The 12,972-nt window shown below is 74.6% G+C and carries 16 protein-coding genes; 11 read left to right on the forward strand and 5 right to left on the reverse strand.

From position 1 onward, the window contains the following. Window positions 1-5 precede the first annotated feature (5 nt). Both AB0G11_RS04375 and AB0G11_RS04380 read left to right on the forward strand, forming a co-directional pair. Window positions 6-1,505 (forward strand): protein kinase, encoded by a 1,500-nt coding sequence (locus AB0G11_RS04375; protein ID WP_357583927.1) that lies wholly within the window; start codon window positions 6-8, stop codon window positions 1,503-1,505. Between the two features lie 105 nt (window positions 1,506-1,610). Continuing rightward, window positions 1,611-1,805, forward strand: coding sequence for a hypothetical protein (locus AB0G11_RS04380; protein ID WP_219511221.1), 195 nt, complete (start codon window positions 1,611-1,613; stop codon window positions 1,803-1,805). Between the two features lie 25 nt (window positions 1,806-1,830). Here AB0G11_RS04380 and AB0G11_RS04385 read toward each other — a convergent pair whose 3' ends face one another. Next, the gene (locus AB0G11_RS04385; protein WP_357583929.1) at window positions 1,831-2,148 is read right to left on the reverse strand and encodes a DUF3817 domain-containing protein; all 318 of its coding nucleotides are present in this window, start codon (window positions 2,146-2,148) and stop codon (window positions 1,831-1,833) included. A gap of 2 nt (window positions 2,149-2,150) precedes the next feature. Further along, window positions 2,151-2,936: an SURF1 family protein gene (locus AB0G11_RS04390; protein ID WP_219511225.1), complete on the reverse strand. Its 786-nt coding sequence runs from the start codon at window positions 2,934-2,936 to the stop codon at window positions 2,151-2,153. 103 nt (window positions 2,937-3,039) lie between these two features. Between AB0G11_RS04390 and AB0G11_RS04395 the strand changes: the two genes are divergently transcribed. Then, on the forward strand, window positions 3,040-3,210 hold the full coding sequence (locus AB0G11_RS04395; RefSeq protein WP_219511226.1) for a hypothetical protein: 171 nt from the start codon (window positions 3,040-3,042) through the stop codon (window positions 3,208-3,210). Between the two features lie 69 nt (window positions 3,211-3,279). Here AB0G11_RS04395 and AB0G11_RS04400 read toward each other — a convergent pair whose 3' ends face one another. Beyond that, window positions 3,280-5,022 carry a gamma-glutamyltransferase family protein gene (locus tag AB0G11_RS04400; protein WP_357583931.1) on the reverse strand — a complete coding sequence of 581 codons (1,743 nt, stop codon included), beginning with the start codon at window positions 5,020-5,022 and terminating at the stop codon, window positions 3,280-3,282. Between the two features lie 94 nt (window positions 5,023-5,116). Here AB0G11_RS04400 and AB0G11_RS04405 point away from each other — a divergent pair, with 94 nt between their 5' ends. Beyond that, window positions 5,117-6,226 (forward strand): sensor histidine kinase, encoded by a 1,110-nt coding sequence (locus AB0G11_RS04405; RefSeq protein ID WP_219511238.1) that lies wholly within the window; start codon window positions 5,117-5,119, stop codon window positions 6,224-6,226. Further along, window positions 6,226-6,873 carry a response regulator transcription factor gene (locus tag AB0G11_RS04410; RefSeq protein ID WP_219511241.1) on the forward strand — a complete coding sequence of 216 codons (648 nt, stop codon included), beginning with the start codon at window positions 6,226-6,228 and terminating at the stop codon, window positions 6,871-6,873. Before AB0G11_RS04405 ends, AB0G11_RS04410 begins: the two co-directional genes overlap by 1 nt. Here the strand turns inward: AB0G11_RS04410 and AB0G11_RS04415 are convergent. Next, window positions 6,854-8,026, reverse strand: a complete 1,173-nt coding sequence (locus AB0G11_RS04415) for an FAD-dependent monooxygenase (RefSeq protein WP_357583932.1) — start codon at window positions 8,024-8,026, stop codon at window positions 6,854-6,856. The two genes, AB0G11_RS04410 and AB0G11_RS04415, sit on opposite strands and share 20 nt — an antisense overlap. A 57-nt stretch (window positions 8,027-8,083) precedes the next feature. On the opposite strand from AB0G11_RS04415, the gene AB0G11_RS04420 reads away from it, so the two are divergent. From AB0G11_RS04420 to AB0G11_RS04445, 6 genes are all read left to right on the forward strand, one after another. Next, entirely contained in the window at window positions 8,084-8,281 is a 198-nt protein-coding gene (locus tag AB0G11_RS04420) for a hypothetical protein (RefSeq protein ID WP_197094079.1), read from the forward strand. A gap of 8 nt (window positions 8,282-8,289) precedes the next feature. Beyond that, window positions 8,290-8,757, forward strand: coding sequence for a Clp protease N-terminal domain-containing protein (locus tag AB0G11_RS04425; protein ID WP_357583934.1), 468 nt, complete (start codon window positions 8,290-8,292; stop codon window positions 8,755-8,757). 116 nt (window positions 8,758-8,873) lie between these two features. Then, a complete protein-coding gene (locus AB0G11_RS04430; protein WP_219511249.1) occupies window positions 8,874-9,119 on the forward strand; it encodes an SHOCT domain-containing protein in 246 nt (81 codons plus the stop codon). 93 nt (window positions 9,120-9,212) lie between these two features. After that, a complete protein-coding gene (locus AB0G11_RS04435) occupies window positions 9,213-9,413 on the forward strand; it encodes a hypothetical protein (protein ID WP_219511251.1) in 201 nt (66 codons plus the stop codon). 50 nt (window positions 9,414-9,463) lie between these two features. Next, entirely contained in the window at window positions 9,464-10,288 is an 825-nt protein-coding gene (locus AB0G11_RS04440) for a sulfite exporter TauE/SafE family protein (RefSeq protein WP_357584322.1), read from the forward strand. A 54-nt stretch (window positions 10,289-10,342) separates the two neighbouring features. Next, a complete protein-coding gene (locus tag AB0G11_RS04445) occupies window positions 10,343-11,770 on the forward strand; it encodes a sel1 repeat family protein (protein ID WP_357583936.1) in 1,428 nt (475 codons plus the stop codon). A 27-nt stretch (window positions 11,771-11,797) separates the two neighbouring features. Here the strand turns inward: AB0G11_RS04445 and ald are convergent, their stop codons facing one another. Then, a complete protein-coding gene (ald, locus tag AB0G11_RS04450) occupies window positions 11,798-12,913 on the reverse strand; it encodes an alanine dehydrogenase (protein WP_357583938.1) in 1,116 nt (371 codons plus the stop codon). Window positions 12,914-12,972: the final 59 nt, after the last annotated feature.

Raw genomic sequence — 12,972 nt, forward strand, 5'->3', positions numbered from 1 at the left:
CGGCCATGACACAGACCAGGAAGCTCGGCGGGCGCTACCGGCTGCTGAACCCCCTCGGCGGCGGAACGCTGCTGCTGGCGTTCGACGAGCACGAGCACCGCGACGTCGTCGTGCGGATGCTGCGCGTCCCCGCCGAGTCCCGCGAACTCGCCGTGATCGAGGCGCGGCGGGCCGCCGGGTTCGCCCACCCCTCGGCGGTGCCGCTGCTCGACGTGCTCGTCGACTCCGGCGAGGCGTGGCTGGTCATGGAGTTCGTCTCCGGGGCGTCACTGGAGCAGAGCGTACGGGCGCGGCGGCCGCTGGCCGTCCAGCAGGCGGCGCGCATCGGGGTGTGCGTCCTGTCGGCGCTGGAGGCGGCGCACGCGGCCGGGATCGTGCACGGGCGGGTCAACCCGGCCAACGTGCTGCTGACCGGGACCGGGCGGGCGCTGCTCACCGGGTTCGGGATGCCCGCGCCCGGCATGCGGGAGTCGGCCGACCTGTGGTCACTCGCCGCCACCCTGCACTTCGCCGTCGAAGGCCGCCCGCCCGGGCAGGCCCCCGCCACCGGCGCCGACCCGCTGCGGACGCTCATCCGGGCCATGCTGCGGCCCGCCGGGACACCGCCCACGCCGCTCGTCGCCGCCACGCTCGCCCGGCTGGCCGTCGACACCCCGCTCGACCACGTCCTCGCCGCCCGCGGGCCGCTGCCGCCCGGCGAGGTCGCCGCCATCGGGCTCGCCGTCCTCGACCAGCTCACCGCCCTGCACACCGGCGGCGCCTGCCACGGGGCCGTCCACCCGGGCGCCATCCTCCTCGACGCGGCCGGCCGGGCGACGCTCATGCCCAGCCTCGCCCCCGCCCGCCACGCGCTCCCCCCGGGCCCGGCCCTCGGCCGCCACGCCCTTCCGCCACCCGCCCCGCCGTCCGGCCCCACCACCCCGCCCCCCGGCGCCGCGCCCCCCGACTGGCCCCAACCCGCCCCGCCGGACGGGCGCACGCCCCTCCAGAGCCCTTCGCCCTCCCTCCAGGAAGGCGCACCCCCGTACGGCAGCGGGGCCGTCCCCAACGGGCGGGACCCCGCGCAGGGAACTCCCCGGGAAGGCGCACCCCCGTACGGCGGGGTGGCCGTACCACCGGGAGCCGCCCCACCCGGGTGGGCCGGCAGCCGCGCCCCCGGGGAAGCCGCGTCCCAGGCGCCCCCGGCCTCCCTCCGGGAAGGCGCGCCCGCGGAGCGGGGTGACGGGCATACCCCAACCCAGGGGGCGCCCCCGTACGGCGGGTTTCAGGGCAGTGTGTACGCGCCGCCGGAGGGGGTGGTGAGTGCCGCGGGGGACCTGTGGTCGCTCGGGGCGGTGCTGTTCGCGGCCGTGGAGGGGCGGCCGCCGGTGCCGGGGGCGGCGCTCGCCAGGGCGGGGGTGATGGCGCCGGTCCTGGTGGGTTTGCTGTCCGGGGACCCGGCGCGGCGCCCGGCGCACGGGGTGCTGCGGCGGGAGTTGCTGGCCGCGCTGGCGCACGCCGGTTGAGATAGGTCGCGAATTGGAACCACGCCGGTGGCTCCAATCGTTGGACGGGCGACGCACAATGTGGGAGAGGCGGGGCGTGGGCCCCGCGTTCGGAGGAAGCTGAGGATGTCGCCAATCACGAAGTACGCCATCGGCGCAGGCGCCGCCGTCTTGCTCTCGCTGTGGTTCTTCGGCCCCGGGTTCATCACCCTGCTCGTCATCCTCGGCGTGGTCGCGGCCCCGGTGGTCGGCTACATGATGCTGGACCCGTCGCAGCGTGAGCGGTTGAAGCGGGCGCGCAGGCGCGGCATCGGCCGTTGACGGGGCGCGGCGGGCGGCGGGGGCGTCAGGCCTCCGCCGTCCGGCCGTCCACCTGCACGGCGACGCGCACGGTGACGCGGCGCTCGACGTAGAACGACAGGAACGGCACGGTGCCGCCGAGCATCACGCCCAGCATGTACGGCCAGGACCAGCGGGCTTTCATGCCCAGGTTCATCACGGCGACGAGGTAGAGCATGTAGAGGCCGCCGTGGATGGGCGCGATGACCTTCGACAGCCCGTCGACGCCGAAGCCGTAGCGCATCACCATGGCGACGCAGAGGATCAGGAGCATGACGCCGACAATGTAGGCGAGCACCCGGAAGGGCTTGAGAGCCGATTCCACCGTTAACCTTCCAGAACCATCTCGGGGGACCCGGCTGCCCGGTCCCGGTCACTCCGTACGGCGTCGCGTACGAAGTGGAACCACATGAACACGGCGAATCCGGCGAAGATCCACCAGTTGGCGGCGTAAGCCAGGTTACGCCACGTGAGCGTGCCTCCGACCACGGGCGGTGACACCTCGACGGGGGTGAGGGCGGCGCCGGCGGCGGGCTGGGCGACGACGAAGCCGTTGCGCACCTTCTGCCCGCTCCACAGGTTGATCAGCTCGCCGGTCGACACGGTCTGCACCTGGCCCGCGGGCACGCCTTCGGGGCGGCGCTGGACGCTGTCGGTGCCCTGCGGGGGGCGCAGCCTGCCTTCGACGGTGGCGCGTCCGGCGGGCACGGCGGTGCCGGGGTCGCCGGCCTGGGCGACCCAGCCCCGGACGACGGGCATGAGGGTGCCGTCGTCGAGCCGGAGCGGTGTGAGGACCCAGTAGCCCTCGCCGCGTGAGACGTTGCCGCCGGGCGCGTCGACGTGCGGCGGCCGGTCGGCGACGAGGAGCTGCCGGTCGGCGTCGTAGACGCCTTCGGCGGTGACCCTGCGCCCGACCGCTGCGGTGAGCATGTGGCCGCCGACGTCGGAGAGCGTGGTTACGCTCACCGGCGCGGGGTCGGTGGTGGCCTGCGGCTTGCCCGAGTCCTGGAACACGCCGAGTTGCCAGCGCCCGAGCAGGATGAACGCGGTGACGACCGCGATCGTGAGCAGGTGCAACCCCATGACGCGCAGCGAGAACAGGGTCTTGAGCATGGTTCCAAGCTATCCGCCCGGGGGGCCGGTCTCGTAACCAACCCACCCGTGGATCACGCGAAAAGGCGCAAAAGCGGCAGGCGATCCCGCTAGGCTGCTGCGCATGTCTGACCAGCATATCGACCCTGCGGGCAACACTCAGCAGTTCCGCGCGTTCGCGCAGCGGTCCGAGCAGGAGTCCAAGACGGTGAAGAAGTCGCCGGTCCTGCCGATCGTCGCCGTCGTCGTGGTGGTCGCCGCCATCGGCGTCGCCGCGTTCCTGCTCCTGCGCTAGCGCCCCGGGGCCGGACCCTCCCCGCCACGCGCCGTGGCGGGTTCTCGTCGTGCCCCGGGGCCGCGCCGCTCAGCGGTGTGAGCCGGCCACCATCGCGCTGCCGCCGCCGCGCCTGACCGGCTCGGCGACCGCCTGGATCCGGCCTCGGCCGAGGAACTCCAGCGCCGTGGCCGCCCCGATCTCCGGGTTCAGCACCAGGTCGTGCCCTCTCGCCTCCAGTTCGGTCTCGTACGCGTCGAGGAACGCCTGCTCGGCCTGCGTCTGGGCGGTGTTGCGCTGGGTGGCGCGCGGCGCGGCGAGCGCTTCCGGCAGCCGCATGCCGAACTCGTACCGGTTGACCAGGATCTGCAGCACGGTCGTGATGATCGTGGAGCCGCCGGGCGAGCCGAGCGCCATCACGGGCCTGCCGTCGTCGAACACGAGGGTGGGCGCCATCGACGAGCGGGGCCGCTTGCCGGGGGCGGGCAGGTTCGGGTCGCCGGGGGCGGGGCCGAAGGTGAAGTCGGTCAGCTCGTTGTTGAGCAGGAAGCCCCGGCCGGGGACGACGATGCCGTTGCCGCCCGTGGACTCGATGGTGAGGTTGTAGGCGACGACGTTGCCCCACCGGTCGGCGACGACGAGGTGGGTGGTCTCGGGGCCTTCGGCGGCGGTGGGGGTGGCGGGTGCGGTGTCCGAAGGCGGGGCGCAGGGCCCGTAGTCGCCGTCGGGGGCGCCGGGCGGGGCCGGGTGCTTGACGGCGCGCTCGCCGATCAGGCAGGCGCGTTCCTTGGCGAAGCCGTCCGACAGGAGCTCGCGCAGCGGGACGCCGGGGATGTCGCCGACGTAGGCGTTGCGGTCGGCGAAGGCGAGCCGGGACGCCTCCAGGTATTCGTGCACGCCGACGCGGGGCAGCGCGTCGAGGATGTTGAGCGCCTCCCCCACGGTCGAGCCGCCGGACGACGGGGGCGCCATGCCGTAGACGGTCAGGCCCCGGTAGCCGACGCGCGTGGGCTCCCGCATGAGGGCCCGGTAGGCGCGCAGGTCGCCGAGCTCCATCAGGCCGGGCCGGACGTTGCGCGTCGAGCCGGGGGTCACGGGGGGCCGTTTGACCGTTTCCACGATCTCGCTGCCGAGCCGCCCGCCGTACAGCCAGCCGGGGCCGCGCCGGGCCAGCTCGCGGTAGGTGGCGGCGAGGTCGGGGTTGCGGAAGACGGAGCCGACCGCCGGGGGCGCGCCGCCGGGCAGGTAGAGGGCGGCGGTGGAGGTGAAGTCCTTGAACCGGGCGGCGTTCTGGGCGGTCTGGTCGTGGAAGGTCTGGTCGACGACGAAGCCCTTGGACGCGACCTCGATCGCGGGCTGGAGCGCCTGGCGCAGCGAGAGCGTGCCGAACCGGCGCAGCGCGAGGTCCCACTGGGCGACGGCGCCGGGGACGCCCGCCGACAGGCCGCTGGTGACGGCCTCCTCGAACGGGATGCCTTCGAGGCTGGTCGAGGTCATGGCGCGCGGGGCGGTCTCGCGGCCGTCGATGGTGTGGACCTGGCGTCTCCTGGCGTCGTAGTAGACCATGAAGCCGCCGCCGGCCAGCCCGGCGGAGTAGGGCTCGGTGACGCCGAGCACGGCGCCGGCGGCGACGGCGGCGTCCATGGCGTTGCCGCCGCGCCTGAGCACGGCGACGGCCGCCCGGCTGGCGTCGAGGTCGACGGTGGCGACGGCGCCGCCGTGGCCTTCGGCGACGGGGACCTTCTGCGGGGGCGGGTGGTGCGCGGCCACGGCCGGGGCGGCGGGGGCCAGTGAGACGAGGACTGCTGCTGCGGGAACGATCACTCGGCGCATGGTGTCCACGATGACCCAGCTACGCCTGTCGTGGTAGGGCCCCGTGCCACAACCGGAGGATGCGATGGTCATGCGCGGGGCCTAGCGTGGGGGTGTGGGCAAGAAGTCCGGGTTCGATCCCTACCTCGCTTTGATCATGGCGGTCGCCCAGGTCGTGCTGTCCCAGGGGGCGGCCTGGGGGCAGCGGGAGTTCAGGCGGCCGCTCGACGCGGTGGCGTACGTGCTGCTGCTGATCGGCCCGGCGGCGATCGTGTTCCGCCGCAAGTTCCCGGTCGCCTCGTCGGTCGTGGCGCTGCTCGCCACGTACGCCTACACCTGGCTCGACTACCCGCTCGGGCCCGTCTACTTCGCCCCGGCGATCCTGCTGTTCTGCCTGATCACCCAGGGGCGGCGGCTGGCCGGCTGGATCATGGCGGGGATCACGCTCGCGGTCTTCGTCGCGTACGGCTACATCGGCAGCGAGCTGTCGCTCGGGCTCTTCCACGACCTGGCCGTCACCGCGTTCATCCTGCTCATCATGGTGGTCGCGGAGCTCACCCGGATCTGGCGCGAGCGCCGCGCCCAGCAGCAGCGGGCCGCCGAGGAGGAGACCAGGCGCCAGGCCAGCGAGGAGCGGCTGACGATGGCGCAGGAGCTGCACGACGTGCTGGCGCACAACATCTCGCTCATCCACGTGCAGGCGTCGACCGCGCTGCACCTGATCGACGACCAGCCCGAGCAGGCCCGCACCGCGCTGACCACGATCAAGGCCGCCTCCAAGGAGGTGCTGGGCGAGATGCGCTCGGTGCTGAACGTGCTGCGCGAGGGCGCCCCGCGCGCCCCCACGGCGGGGCTCGACCGGCTGGACGACCTGGCCGAGCGCAGCGGCCTGGACGTGACGATCAAGCGGGTGGGCTCGCGCCCGCTGCCGCTGCCGGTGGAGCGGGCCGCCTACCGGATCGTCCAGGAGTCGCTGACGAACGCCGCCCGCCACGCGCCCGGCTCGCGGGTGACGGTGCGGCTGGAGTACGGCGCGGACGAGCTGGCCGTCCGGGTGACCGACTCCGGCGCGACGGCGCCGGGCGCGCTGTCCGAGGAGGGCAGCGGCAACGGCATCCCCGGCATGCGTGAGCGGGCCTCGGCCCTGGGCGGCACGCTGGTGGCCGGCCCGTCGGGCGACGGCTTCCAGGTCTCGGCCCGGCTGCCCCTACCCCAGGAGGATTGATGATCAAGCTGTTGCTGGCCGACGACCAGGCGCTCGTGCGGGCCGGGTTCAAGGCGCTGCTGGACGCCCAGCCGGACATGTCGGTGGTGGCCGAGGCGGCCGACGGGGCCGAGGCGGTCCGCCTGGCCGCCGAGCACCACCCCGACGTGGTGCTGATGGACATCCGGATGCCGGGCACCGACGGCCTCACCGCGACCCGGCAGATGCCGGAGGGGCCGCGCATCGTCATCCTGACGACGTTCGAGCTGGACGAGTACGTGTTCGAGGCGCTGCGCGGCGGCGCGAGCGGCTTCCTGGTCAAGGACACCGAGCCGGCCGAGCTGATCCAGGCCGTGCGGGTGGTGGCGGCCGGGGAGGCGCTGCTGTCGCCCAGCGTGACCCGCCGCCTGATCGCAGAGTACGCCTCCCGCGCCAAGGAGCCGCTGGCCGCCGAGGGCCTGGACCAGCTCACCGACCGCGAGCGGGAGGTGCTGACGCTGGTCGGCTCCGGCATGACGAACGACGAGATCGCCGCCCGGCTGTTCATGTCGCCGGCGACGGCCAAGACGCACGTGAGCCGGGCGATGATGAAGCTGCACGCCCGCGATCGGGCCCAGCTCGTCGTGATCGCCTACGAGTCCGGCCTGGTCAAGCCCGGCTGGCTCTGAGCGCCGGCCAGCGCCGCCGCCGGCGGGCCGGCGCGTCCGGGGGCGTGTACGGGCCGGTCGAGCCGTGCAGCAGCGCGGCCAGGTGGCGGGCGGGTCCCGGGTGGGCGAACACCTCGCCGAGCAGGTCGCGCAGGGCCGCGCCCTCCTCGCCGGACAGCCGTTCCAGCGCCCGCTGGGCGCGGGTGTGCGCGAGCGTCCGCTCGGCCTGCGGGCGGCGCTCGGCCTCGTACGCGTCGAGCACCCGGGCTGGAGCGCCGGCCAGATGGGCGGCGAGCCTGGCGGCGAGCTCGGCGGCGTCGACGAGGCCGACGTTCAGCGCTGATCCGCCCGCCGGGAACAGGTGGGCGGCGTCGCCCGCGAGGAACACCCGCCCGGCCCGGTAGCGCTCGGCGAGCCGGGCCTGGGCGACGGTGGCGGTCAGCCAGATCGGCTCGCCCAGCGGCAGGTCGCGGCCGGTGACCCGGCGCAGGGCGGCCCGCAGGTCGCCGACGGTGACGGCCCCGCCCTTCTCCCCCGGGCCGCCCTTCTCGCGTACGGCGACGATGTGGACGCCGGGCCGCAGCGAGGTCAGCAGGACGCGGCCGCCGGGGAACTCGTTCCAGCCCCGCGCCAGCCCGCCGAGCTTCGGCCTGCCCCGGAAGTGGCCGAGCCGCAGCACCTCGTCGTCGGTGGTGCCGGGGAAGCCGATCCCCGCCTGCTCGCGGACCAGGCTGCGGCCGCCGTCGCAGCCGACGGCGAACCCGGCCCGCACCGGCCGCTCGCCCGCGACGTGCAGCGTCACGCCCTGCTCGTCCTGGGTGAGCGAGCGCACCTCCCGGCCGCGCCGGATCTCCGCCCCCAGCTCGGCGGCGCGCCCGGCCAGCAGTCTCTCCAGGCGCGGCTGCTGGATGACCACCGTCCGGAGCGGCACGTCCAGCCGGGCCAGCGGCAGCGGCACCGGCCCGAACGGGAAGCGCGGCGGCCTGCGGGCCCCCTTCAGCAGTCCCCGCTGTTCGAGCAGGTCGACGGCCTGCCCGATGACGCCGTTGGCGCGCGGCAGCTCGCTCGGCTCCGGCCTCTTGTCCAGCACGAGCGGCCGCACTCCGGCCAACGCCAGCTCACCCGCCAGCATCAGCCCGACGGGCCCGGCTCCCACGATCACGACATCGTCCATGCCTGTCAGGCTAGATTGACAAATCTCCGGCTGTCAATCTAGCCTGACAGCGTGGACATGGGAGAACTGTCTGAACGCATCAAGTCCCACGACCCCGCCGTGGGCCTGCGCGCTGTCGGCGCACTCCACCGGCTCGCCGAGCAGGTCGAGGCCGTCTCGGTCGGGCTCGCCCGCGAGCAGGGCTGGACGTGGGAGCAGATCGGCGACGCCCTCGGGATGTCGCGCCAGTCGGTGCACGCCAAGTACGGAAAGTGAGGCCCGCCATGTTCGGCATGGACAAGAGCCCGTTCGGTCAGGCGATCAAGGCCGCCCAGGACGAGGCCCGGCAGCGCGGCGACCGCCGCCTGGGCACCGAGCACCTGCTGCTCGGCCTGCTCCGCGACCCGTCCGGCGCCCCGGCGCGGGCGCTGGGCGTCGACGCCGCGACGGCCCGGGGCGCGCTCGACACCCTCGACCGGGCCGCCCTGCGCGCGATCGGCATCGACGTCGGCGACGCCCCGGCGGCCAGGCCGCGCAAGCACCCGCCGCTCCCCGGCACCGCGCTGTCCTCCAGCGCCCGCGCCTCCATCGTCCAGGCGGCCAAGGCCACCACCAGGAAGAATCGCGACCAGGAAGGTCCGGGCCGGCTCCTGCTGGCCCTGCTCGACCAGCGCCACCCCGACCCGGTGGCCGAGCTCATCGACGCCCTCGGCGTCGACCGCGCCGCCGCCCGCGCCCGCCTCTCCCCCTGAGGCGTACGGACACCGGGCAGCGCGTACTCCCCCGGGCGGACCCCGGGACACGCCCGCCGTCCGATTCGCCGCGACCCTCCGGCGGCGACCCTGGAGGTACGCCGAAGGAGGAGAACATGAACACGTTCGCGCACGCGGGCTTCTGGCCCGTCATCCCGATGATCTGGGGCCTGTTCTGGATCGCCGTCGTCGCGCTCGCCGCCTGGACCTGGCGCCGGGGCGTCTGGGGCCGGCGGGGACGCCCCGCGGAGACCAGGCCCACCGCGCCCGCCGAGCAGATCCTGGCCGAGAGGTACGCCCGCGGCGAGATGAGCGACGACGAATACCTCGAAAGGATGTCCGTGCTCAGAGGCGGGGCCTGATAAACGGTACGCAGGGTGAAACAACTGTCACTGGCCGCATTCAGCACGCAAGGTTACTTTCCCTACAGGACCTCTTCCAGAAGTGGGGATGAGATGCGGTCAATCGCCAGGTTCTGCGGCCAGTGCAGCTGCGGCTGCCCGGAGCTGTTCGTCGACCCGACGGCGCCTGAGGATCGCCAGGTGGTCATCACGGACGACTTCGGCCAGCGGGTGGAGATGAGCCACGACCAGTTCGCCTCGATCGTGGAGGCGGCCAAGGCCGGATCGCTGGACGAGCTGGCGCTGGTCCACTGAGCACCACGGCACAGGCGCTCACGCTGCTCGGCAGCGGCCTGGCCGCCGGGCTGCTGGCGGGCACCGCCTCGTGCACCGCCGTGCACGGCGGCCTGATGGTCGGGCTGGCCGAGGGGCGGGGCCGGGCGGTGGCCTGGTTCCTGGCCGGCCGGCTCACCTCCTACTCGGCGGCCGGCGCGCTGCTCGGGCTGATCGGCGCCGCCGTCAAACCGCCGCCCGCCGCCCGGGCGGTCCTGCTGGTCGCCGCGGGCGTCCTGGTGATCGTCTTCGCCGTGCGGGCGCTGCGCCGCACCGGCTGCGCGCCGGGCGGGCGGGAGCTGCCCCCGATGGCCGCGCCGCTGCTCGGGGCCGCCACGATCCTGGTGCCGTGCGGGGTGACGATCGGCATGGAGCTGGTCGCGGTCTCCAGCGGCTCGCCGCTGCCGGGCGCGGCGGTGATGGCCGGGTTCGTGCTCGGCAGCTCGCCCGCGCTGGCGCTCCTGGGTTACGTGCTGCGGCGCGTGTCCCGTACCCGGCTGTCCAAGGTGACGGCGGTGCTGGCCGTCGCGGCGGGGCTGTGGACGATCGGGGCGGGCGTCAACCTGGGCGGCTGGCTGCCCGCGGGCGCGAGCGCCGGGCCGGACCGGCCGCTGAGCAGGACCGTCACCATCTACGCCACCCACGACGGCTACCGGCCCGCGGCCGTGGAGGCGCCGGCCGGGGTGCCCGTCGAGGTGGTGTTCAAGCTGGTCGACCGGGGATGCGCGCAGACCGTGGCGTTCGCCGGGCGCGACCTGGCCGTTCCCGCGACGGTGAAGCTGCCGCCGCAGCCGCCGGGAGAGCTGCGTTACGCCTGCGGGATGGGCATGTTCACAGGCTTCATCAAGTTCTCCTGACAGGCTCGGCGATTACCGTTCGCGATCGGGCGATCACGTGCCACCCTGTGGGCCATGGCGTGGAGGCAAGGTGACGTGGCGCTGCCGGCCGTGCCGGCGCCACGGGTGGGGGACGAGGCCGAGCTGCTGATGGCGGCGCAGGCGGGCGACGCGCAGGCCGCGCACCGGCTGGGCAGGCTCTACGCGCAGCGCGGCGACCGCCTGTCGGCCAGGCAGTGGTGGGAGCGCGCCGCCGCGGGCGGCAACATCGACAGCGCCTACAACCTCGGCATCTGGCACGAGAAGCACGGCAGCCTCGACGAGGCCGTCACCTGGTACGAGCTGGCCGCCGGCACCGGCGACGCGGAGGCCGCCGTCAACCTGGCCACGCTGCTGCTGGAGCAGCGCGGCGACTACGCGATGGCGCGGAGCTGGTACGAGAACGCCGCGCGGGCCGGGTCGCGGGCCGCGGCGCGCCGGCTGGCGCTGATGTGCGAGGACGCGGGCGAGATCCAGGCGGCGCGGGAGTGGCACCGGCACGCCGCCGCCGCCGGTGACGCGCCCTCCGCGCACGACGCCGGGTTCCTCGCCTACTCGGGCGGCGACGAGGAGGAGACCGTGCGCTGGTGGGAGACCGCCTCCCGGGCCGGGCACGCCGAGTCGGCCTACTGCCTGGGCCTGTTCCTCCAGGCCAGCCGCGACCCCGAGGGCGCGGAGGGCTACTACCGGCTGGCCGCCAAGAGCGAGCACCCGGGCGCCGCCTCGCAGCTCGGCGCCATCGCGCTGTCGCGCCGCGACCTGCGCACCGCGCGCGGCTGGTACGAGCAGGCCGCCGGGGCGGGGCGGCTGGAGGACCAGCGGATGGCCGGGTTCGTCTGCGTGGAGCTGAACGACGCGCAGGGCGCCAGCCACTGGTTCGGCAGGGGCGCGGCGGGCGGCGACGCCGAGTCGGCGTTCAACTTCGCGCTGCTGCTCATCGCCGAGTTCGGCGACCTGGGCGGCGGCCAGCACTGGTTCCGCCAGGCGGCGCTGGCCGGGCACCACCGGGCGGCCGTGGAGCTGGGCGGCCTGCTGACGGCGGCGGGCAAGCCGGCCGAGGCCGAGGAGTGGCTGGCCGACCCGCCGCCGCCCGCCTGGGACCGGCCCGCCGAGCCGGAGCTGGTGGCCCGCGCCGAGCTGGCCGCCGCCGCCACCGGCCGCCGGGGCGGTCACGGGCTGTCGGTGACGGAGCTGACGGAGATCCTCGGCACCTGGGACCTGATGACCCGGCCGCTGCTCGACCACGCCGACGTGATCGGCTGGCTGGTGAGCCGCAGCGGGCTGCACGCCAGCGCGGTCGAGCACCTGGCCTCGGTGCGCGGCACGCTGCTGCGGCCCGGCAGCGGGCCGTGGCCGAGCCCGGGCGAGATCGAGCACGTGCTGGCCACGGCCCGCGAGCTGCGCCGCCGCCTCGGGACGGCCGGCGCCGCCCGCGACGGAGGCGGCTCGGCGCGCCGCCGGTGAACACCGCCGACCGGCCCCGCGGCTCGGTCAGGCGGCCAGCACCTCGGCCACCGGCGTGTACGGAAGCTGGAGCGCCTGGGCGACCGGCTCGTTGGTGAGCGTGCCGGCGTGCGTGTTGAGGCCGCCCGCCAGGGTCGCGTCCGCGGCGAGCGCCTCCTGCCAGCCCAGGTCCGCCAGCTTGACCGCGTACGGGAGGGTGGCGTTGGTCAGCGCGTTCGTGGAGGTGTTGGGCACCGAGCCCGGCATGTTGCCCACGCAGTAGAAGACCGAGCCGTGCACCGTGTAAGTGGGGTTGGCGTGGGTGGTCGGCCGGGAGTCCTCGAAGCACCCGCCCTGGTCGATCGCGATGTCGACGAGCACGGAGCCGGGCTTCATCCGCGAGACCAGCTCGTTGCTGACCAGCGTGGGAGCCTTCGCGCCGGGGATGAGGACCGCGCCGATCACCAGGTCGGCCCGCAGCACCTCCTGCTCGATCGCGTACGCCGTCGACACCAGCGTGCGCAGCCGGCCCTGGTAGACGGCGTCGATGAAGCGCAGCCGGTCGACGTTCGTGTCGAGGACGGTGACCTCGGCGCCCATGCCGACGGCGATCTGGGCCGCGTTCAGCCCCGAGACGCCGCCGCCGATCACCACGACCTTGGCCGGGGCCACGCCGGGCACGCCGCCCGGCAGCACGCCGCGCCCGCCGTTGGAGCGCATCAGGTTGTACGCGCCGACCTGCGGCGCCAGCCTGCCCGCAACCTCCGACATGGGGGCGAGCAGCGGCAGCGCCCGGCCCTCCTGGACCGTCTCGTACGCGATCGCGGTGGTGCGCGCCGCCAGCAGCGCGTCGGTGCACGGCCGCGACGCCGCCAGATGGAGGTAGGTGAACAGCACCTGGCCCTCGCGCAGGCGGTGGTACTCCTCCGCGATCGGTTCCTTGACCTTGAGGACGAGGTCGGCCTCTTCCCAGACCGCGTCGGCGCCCTCGCGGATCTTCGCGCCCGCCGACAGGTACTCCTCGTCCGTGATGTGCGAGCCGAGCCCCGCGCCGCGCTGGACCGTCACGCTGTGGCCGTGGTTGACCAGCTCGTGGACGCCAGCAGGGGTGACCGCGACGCGGTATTCGTGGTTCTTGACCTCGGTCGGCACGCCGATCTTCATGGGCGATGCTCCTTTCGGGAACAAAAAATCCGGTACGGCGAGCCGTACCGGATGGGGGG

The sequence above is a fragment of the Nonomuraea sp. NPDC023979 genome (assembly GCF_040639085.1).
In the GTDB taxonomy this organism is placed as follows: domain Bacteria; phylum Actinomycetota; class Actinomycetes; order Streptosporangiales; family Streptosporangiaceae; genus Nonomuraea; species Nonomuraea ceibae.

Bases quoted from the DNA above. Each gene is read 5' to 3' on its own strand.
- AB0G11_RS04435 (WP_219511251.1), top strand. From the start codon at position 9,213: ATGCGGTCAATCGCCAGGTTCTGCGGCCAGTGCAGCTGCGGCTGCCCG.
- AB0G11_RS04390 (WP_219511225.1), bottom strand. From the start codon at position 2,936: ATGCTCAAGACCCTGTTCTCGCTGCGCGTCATGGGGTTGCACCTGCTC.
- AB0G11_RS04415 (WP_357583932.1), bottom strand. From the start codon at position 8,026: ATGGACGATGTCGTGATCGTGGGAGCCGGGCCCGTCGGGCTGATGCTG.
- AB0G11_RS04410 (WP_219511241.1), top strand. From the start codon at position 6,226: ATGATCAAGCTGTTGCTGGCCGACGACCAGGCGCTCGTGCGGGCCGGG.
- AB0G11_RS04425 (WP_357583934.1), top strand. From the start codon at position 8,290: ATGTTCGGCATGGACAAGAGCCCGTTCGGTCAGGCGATCAAGGCCGCC.
- ald (WP_357583938.1), bottom strand. From the start codon at position 12,913: ATGAAGATCGGCGTGCCGACCGAGGTCAAGAACCACGAATACCGCGTC.
- AB0G11_RS04380 (WP_219511221.1), top strand. From the start codon at position 1,611: ATGTCGCCAATCACGAAGTACGCCATCGGCGCAGGCGCCGCCGTCTTG.
- AB0G11_RS04395 (WP_219511226.1), top strand. From the start codon at position 3,040: ATGTCTGACCAGCATATCGACCCTGCGGGCAACACTCAGCAGTTCCGC.
- AB0G11_RS04420 (WP_197094079.1), top strand. From the start codon at position 8,084: ATGGGAGAACTGTCTGAACGCATCAAGTCCCACGACCCCGCCGTGGGC.
- AB0G11_RS04445 (WP_357583936.1), top strand. From the start codon at position 10,343: ATGGCGTGGAGGCAAGGTGACGTGGCGCTGCCGGCCGTGCCGGCGCCA.
- AB0G11_RS04375 (WP_357583927.1), top strand. From the start codon at position 6: ATGACACAGACCAGGAAGCTCGGCGGGCGCTACCGGCTGCTGAACCCC.
- AB0G11_RS04430 (WP_219511249.1), top strand. From the start codon at position 8,874: ATGAACACGTTCGCGCACGCGGGCTTCTGGCCCGTCATCCCGATGATC.
- AB0G11_RS04400 (WP_357583931.1), bottom strand. From the start codon at position 5,022: ATGCGCCGAGTGATCGTTCCCGCAGCAGCAGTCCTCGTCTCACTGGCC.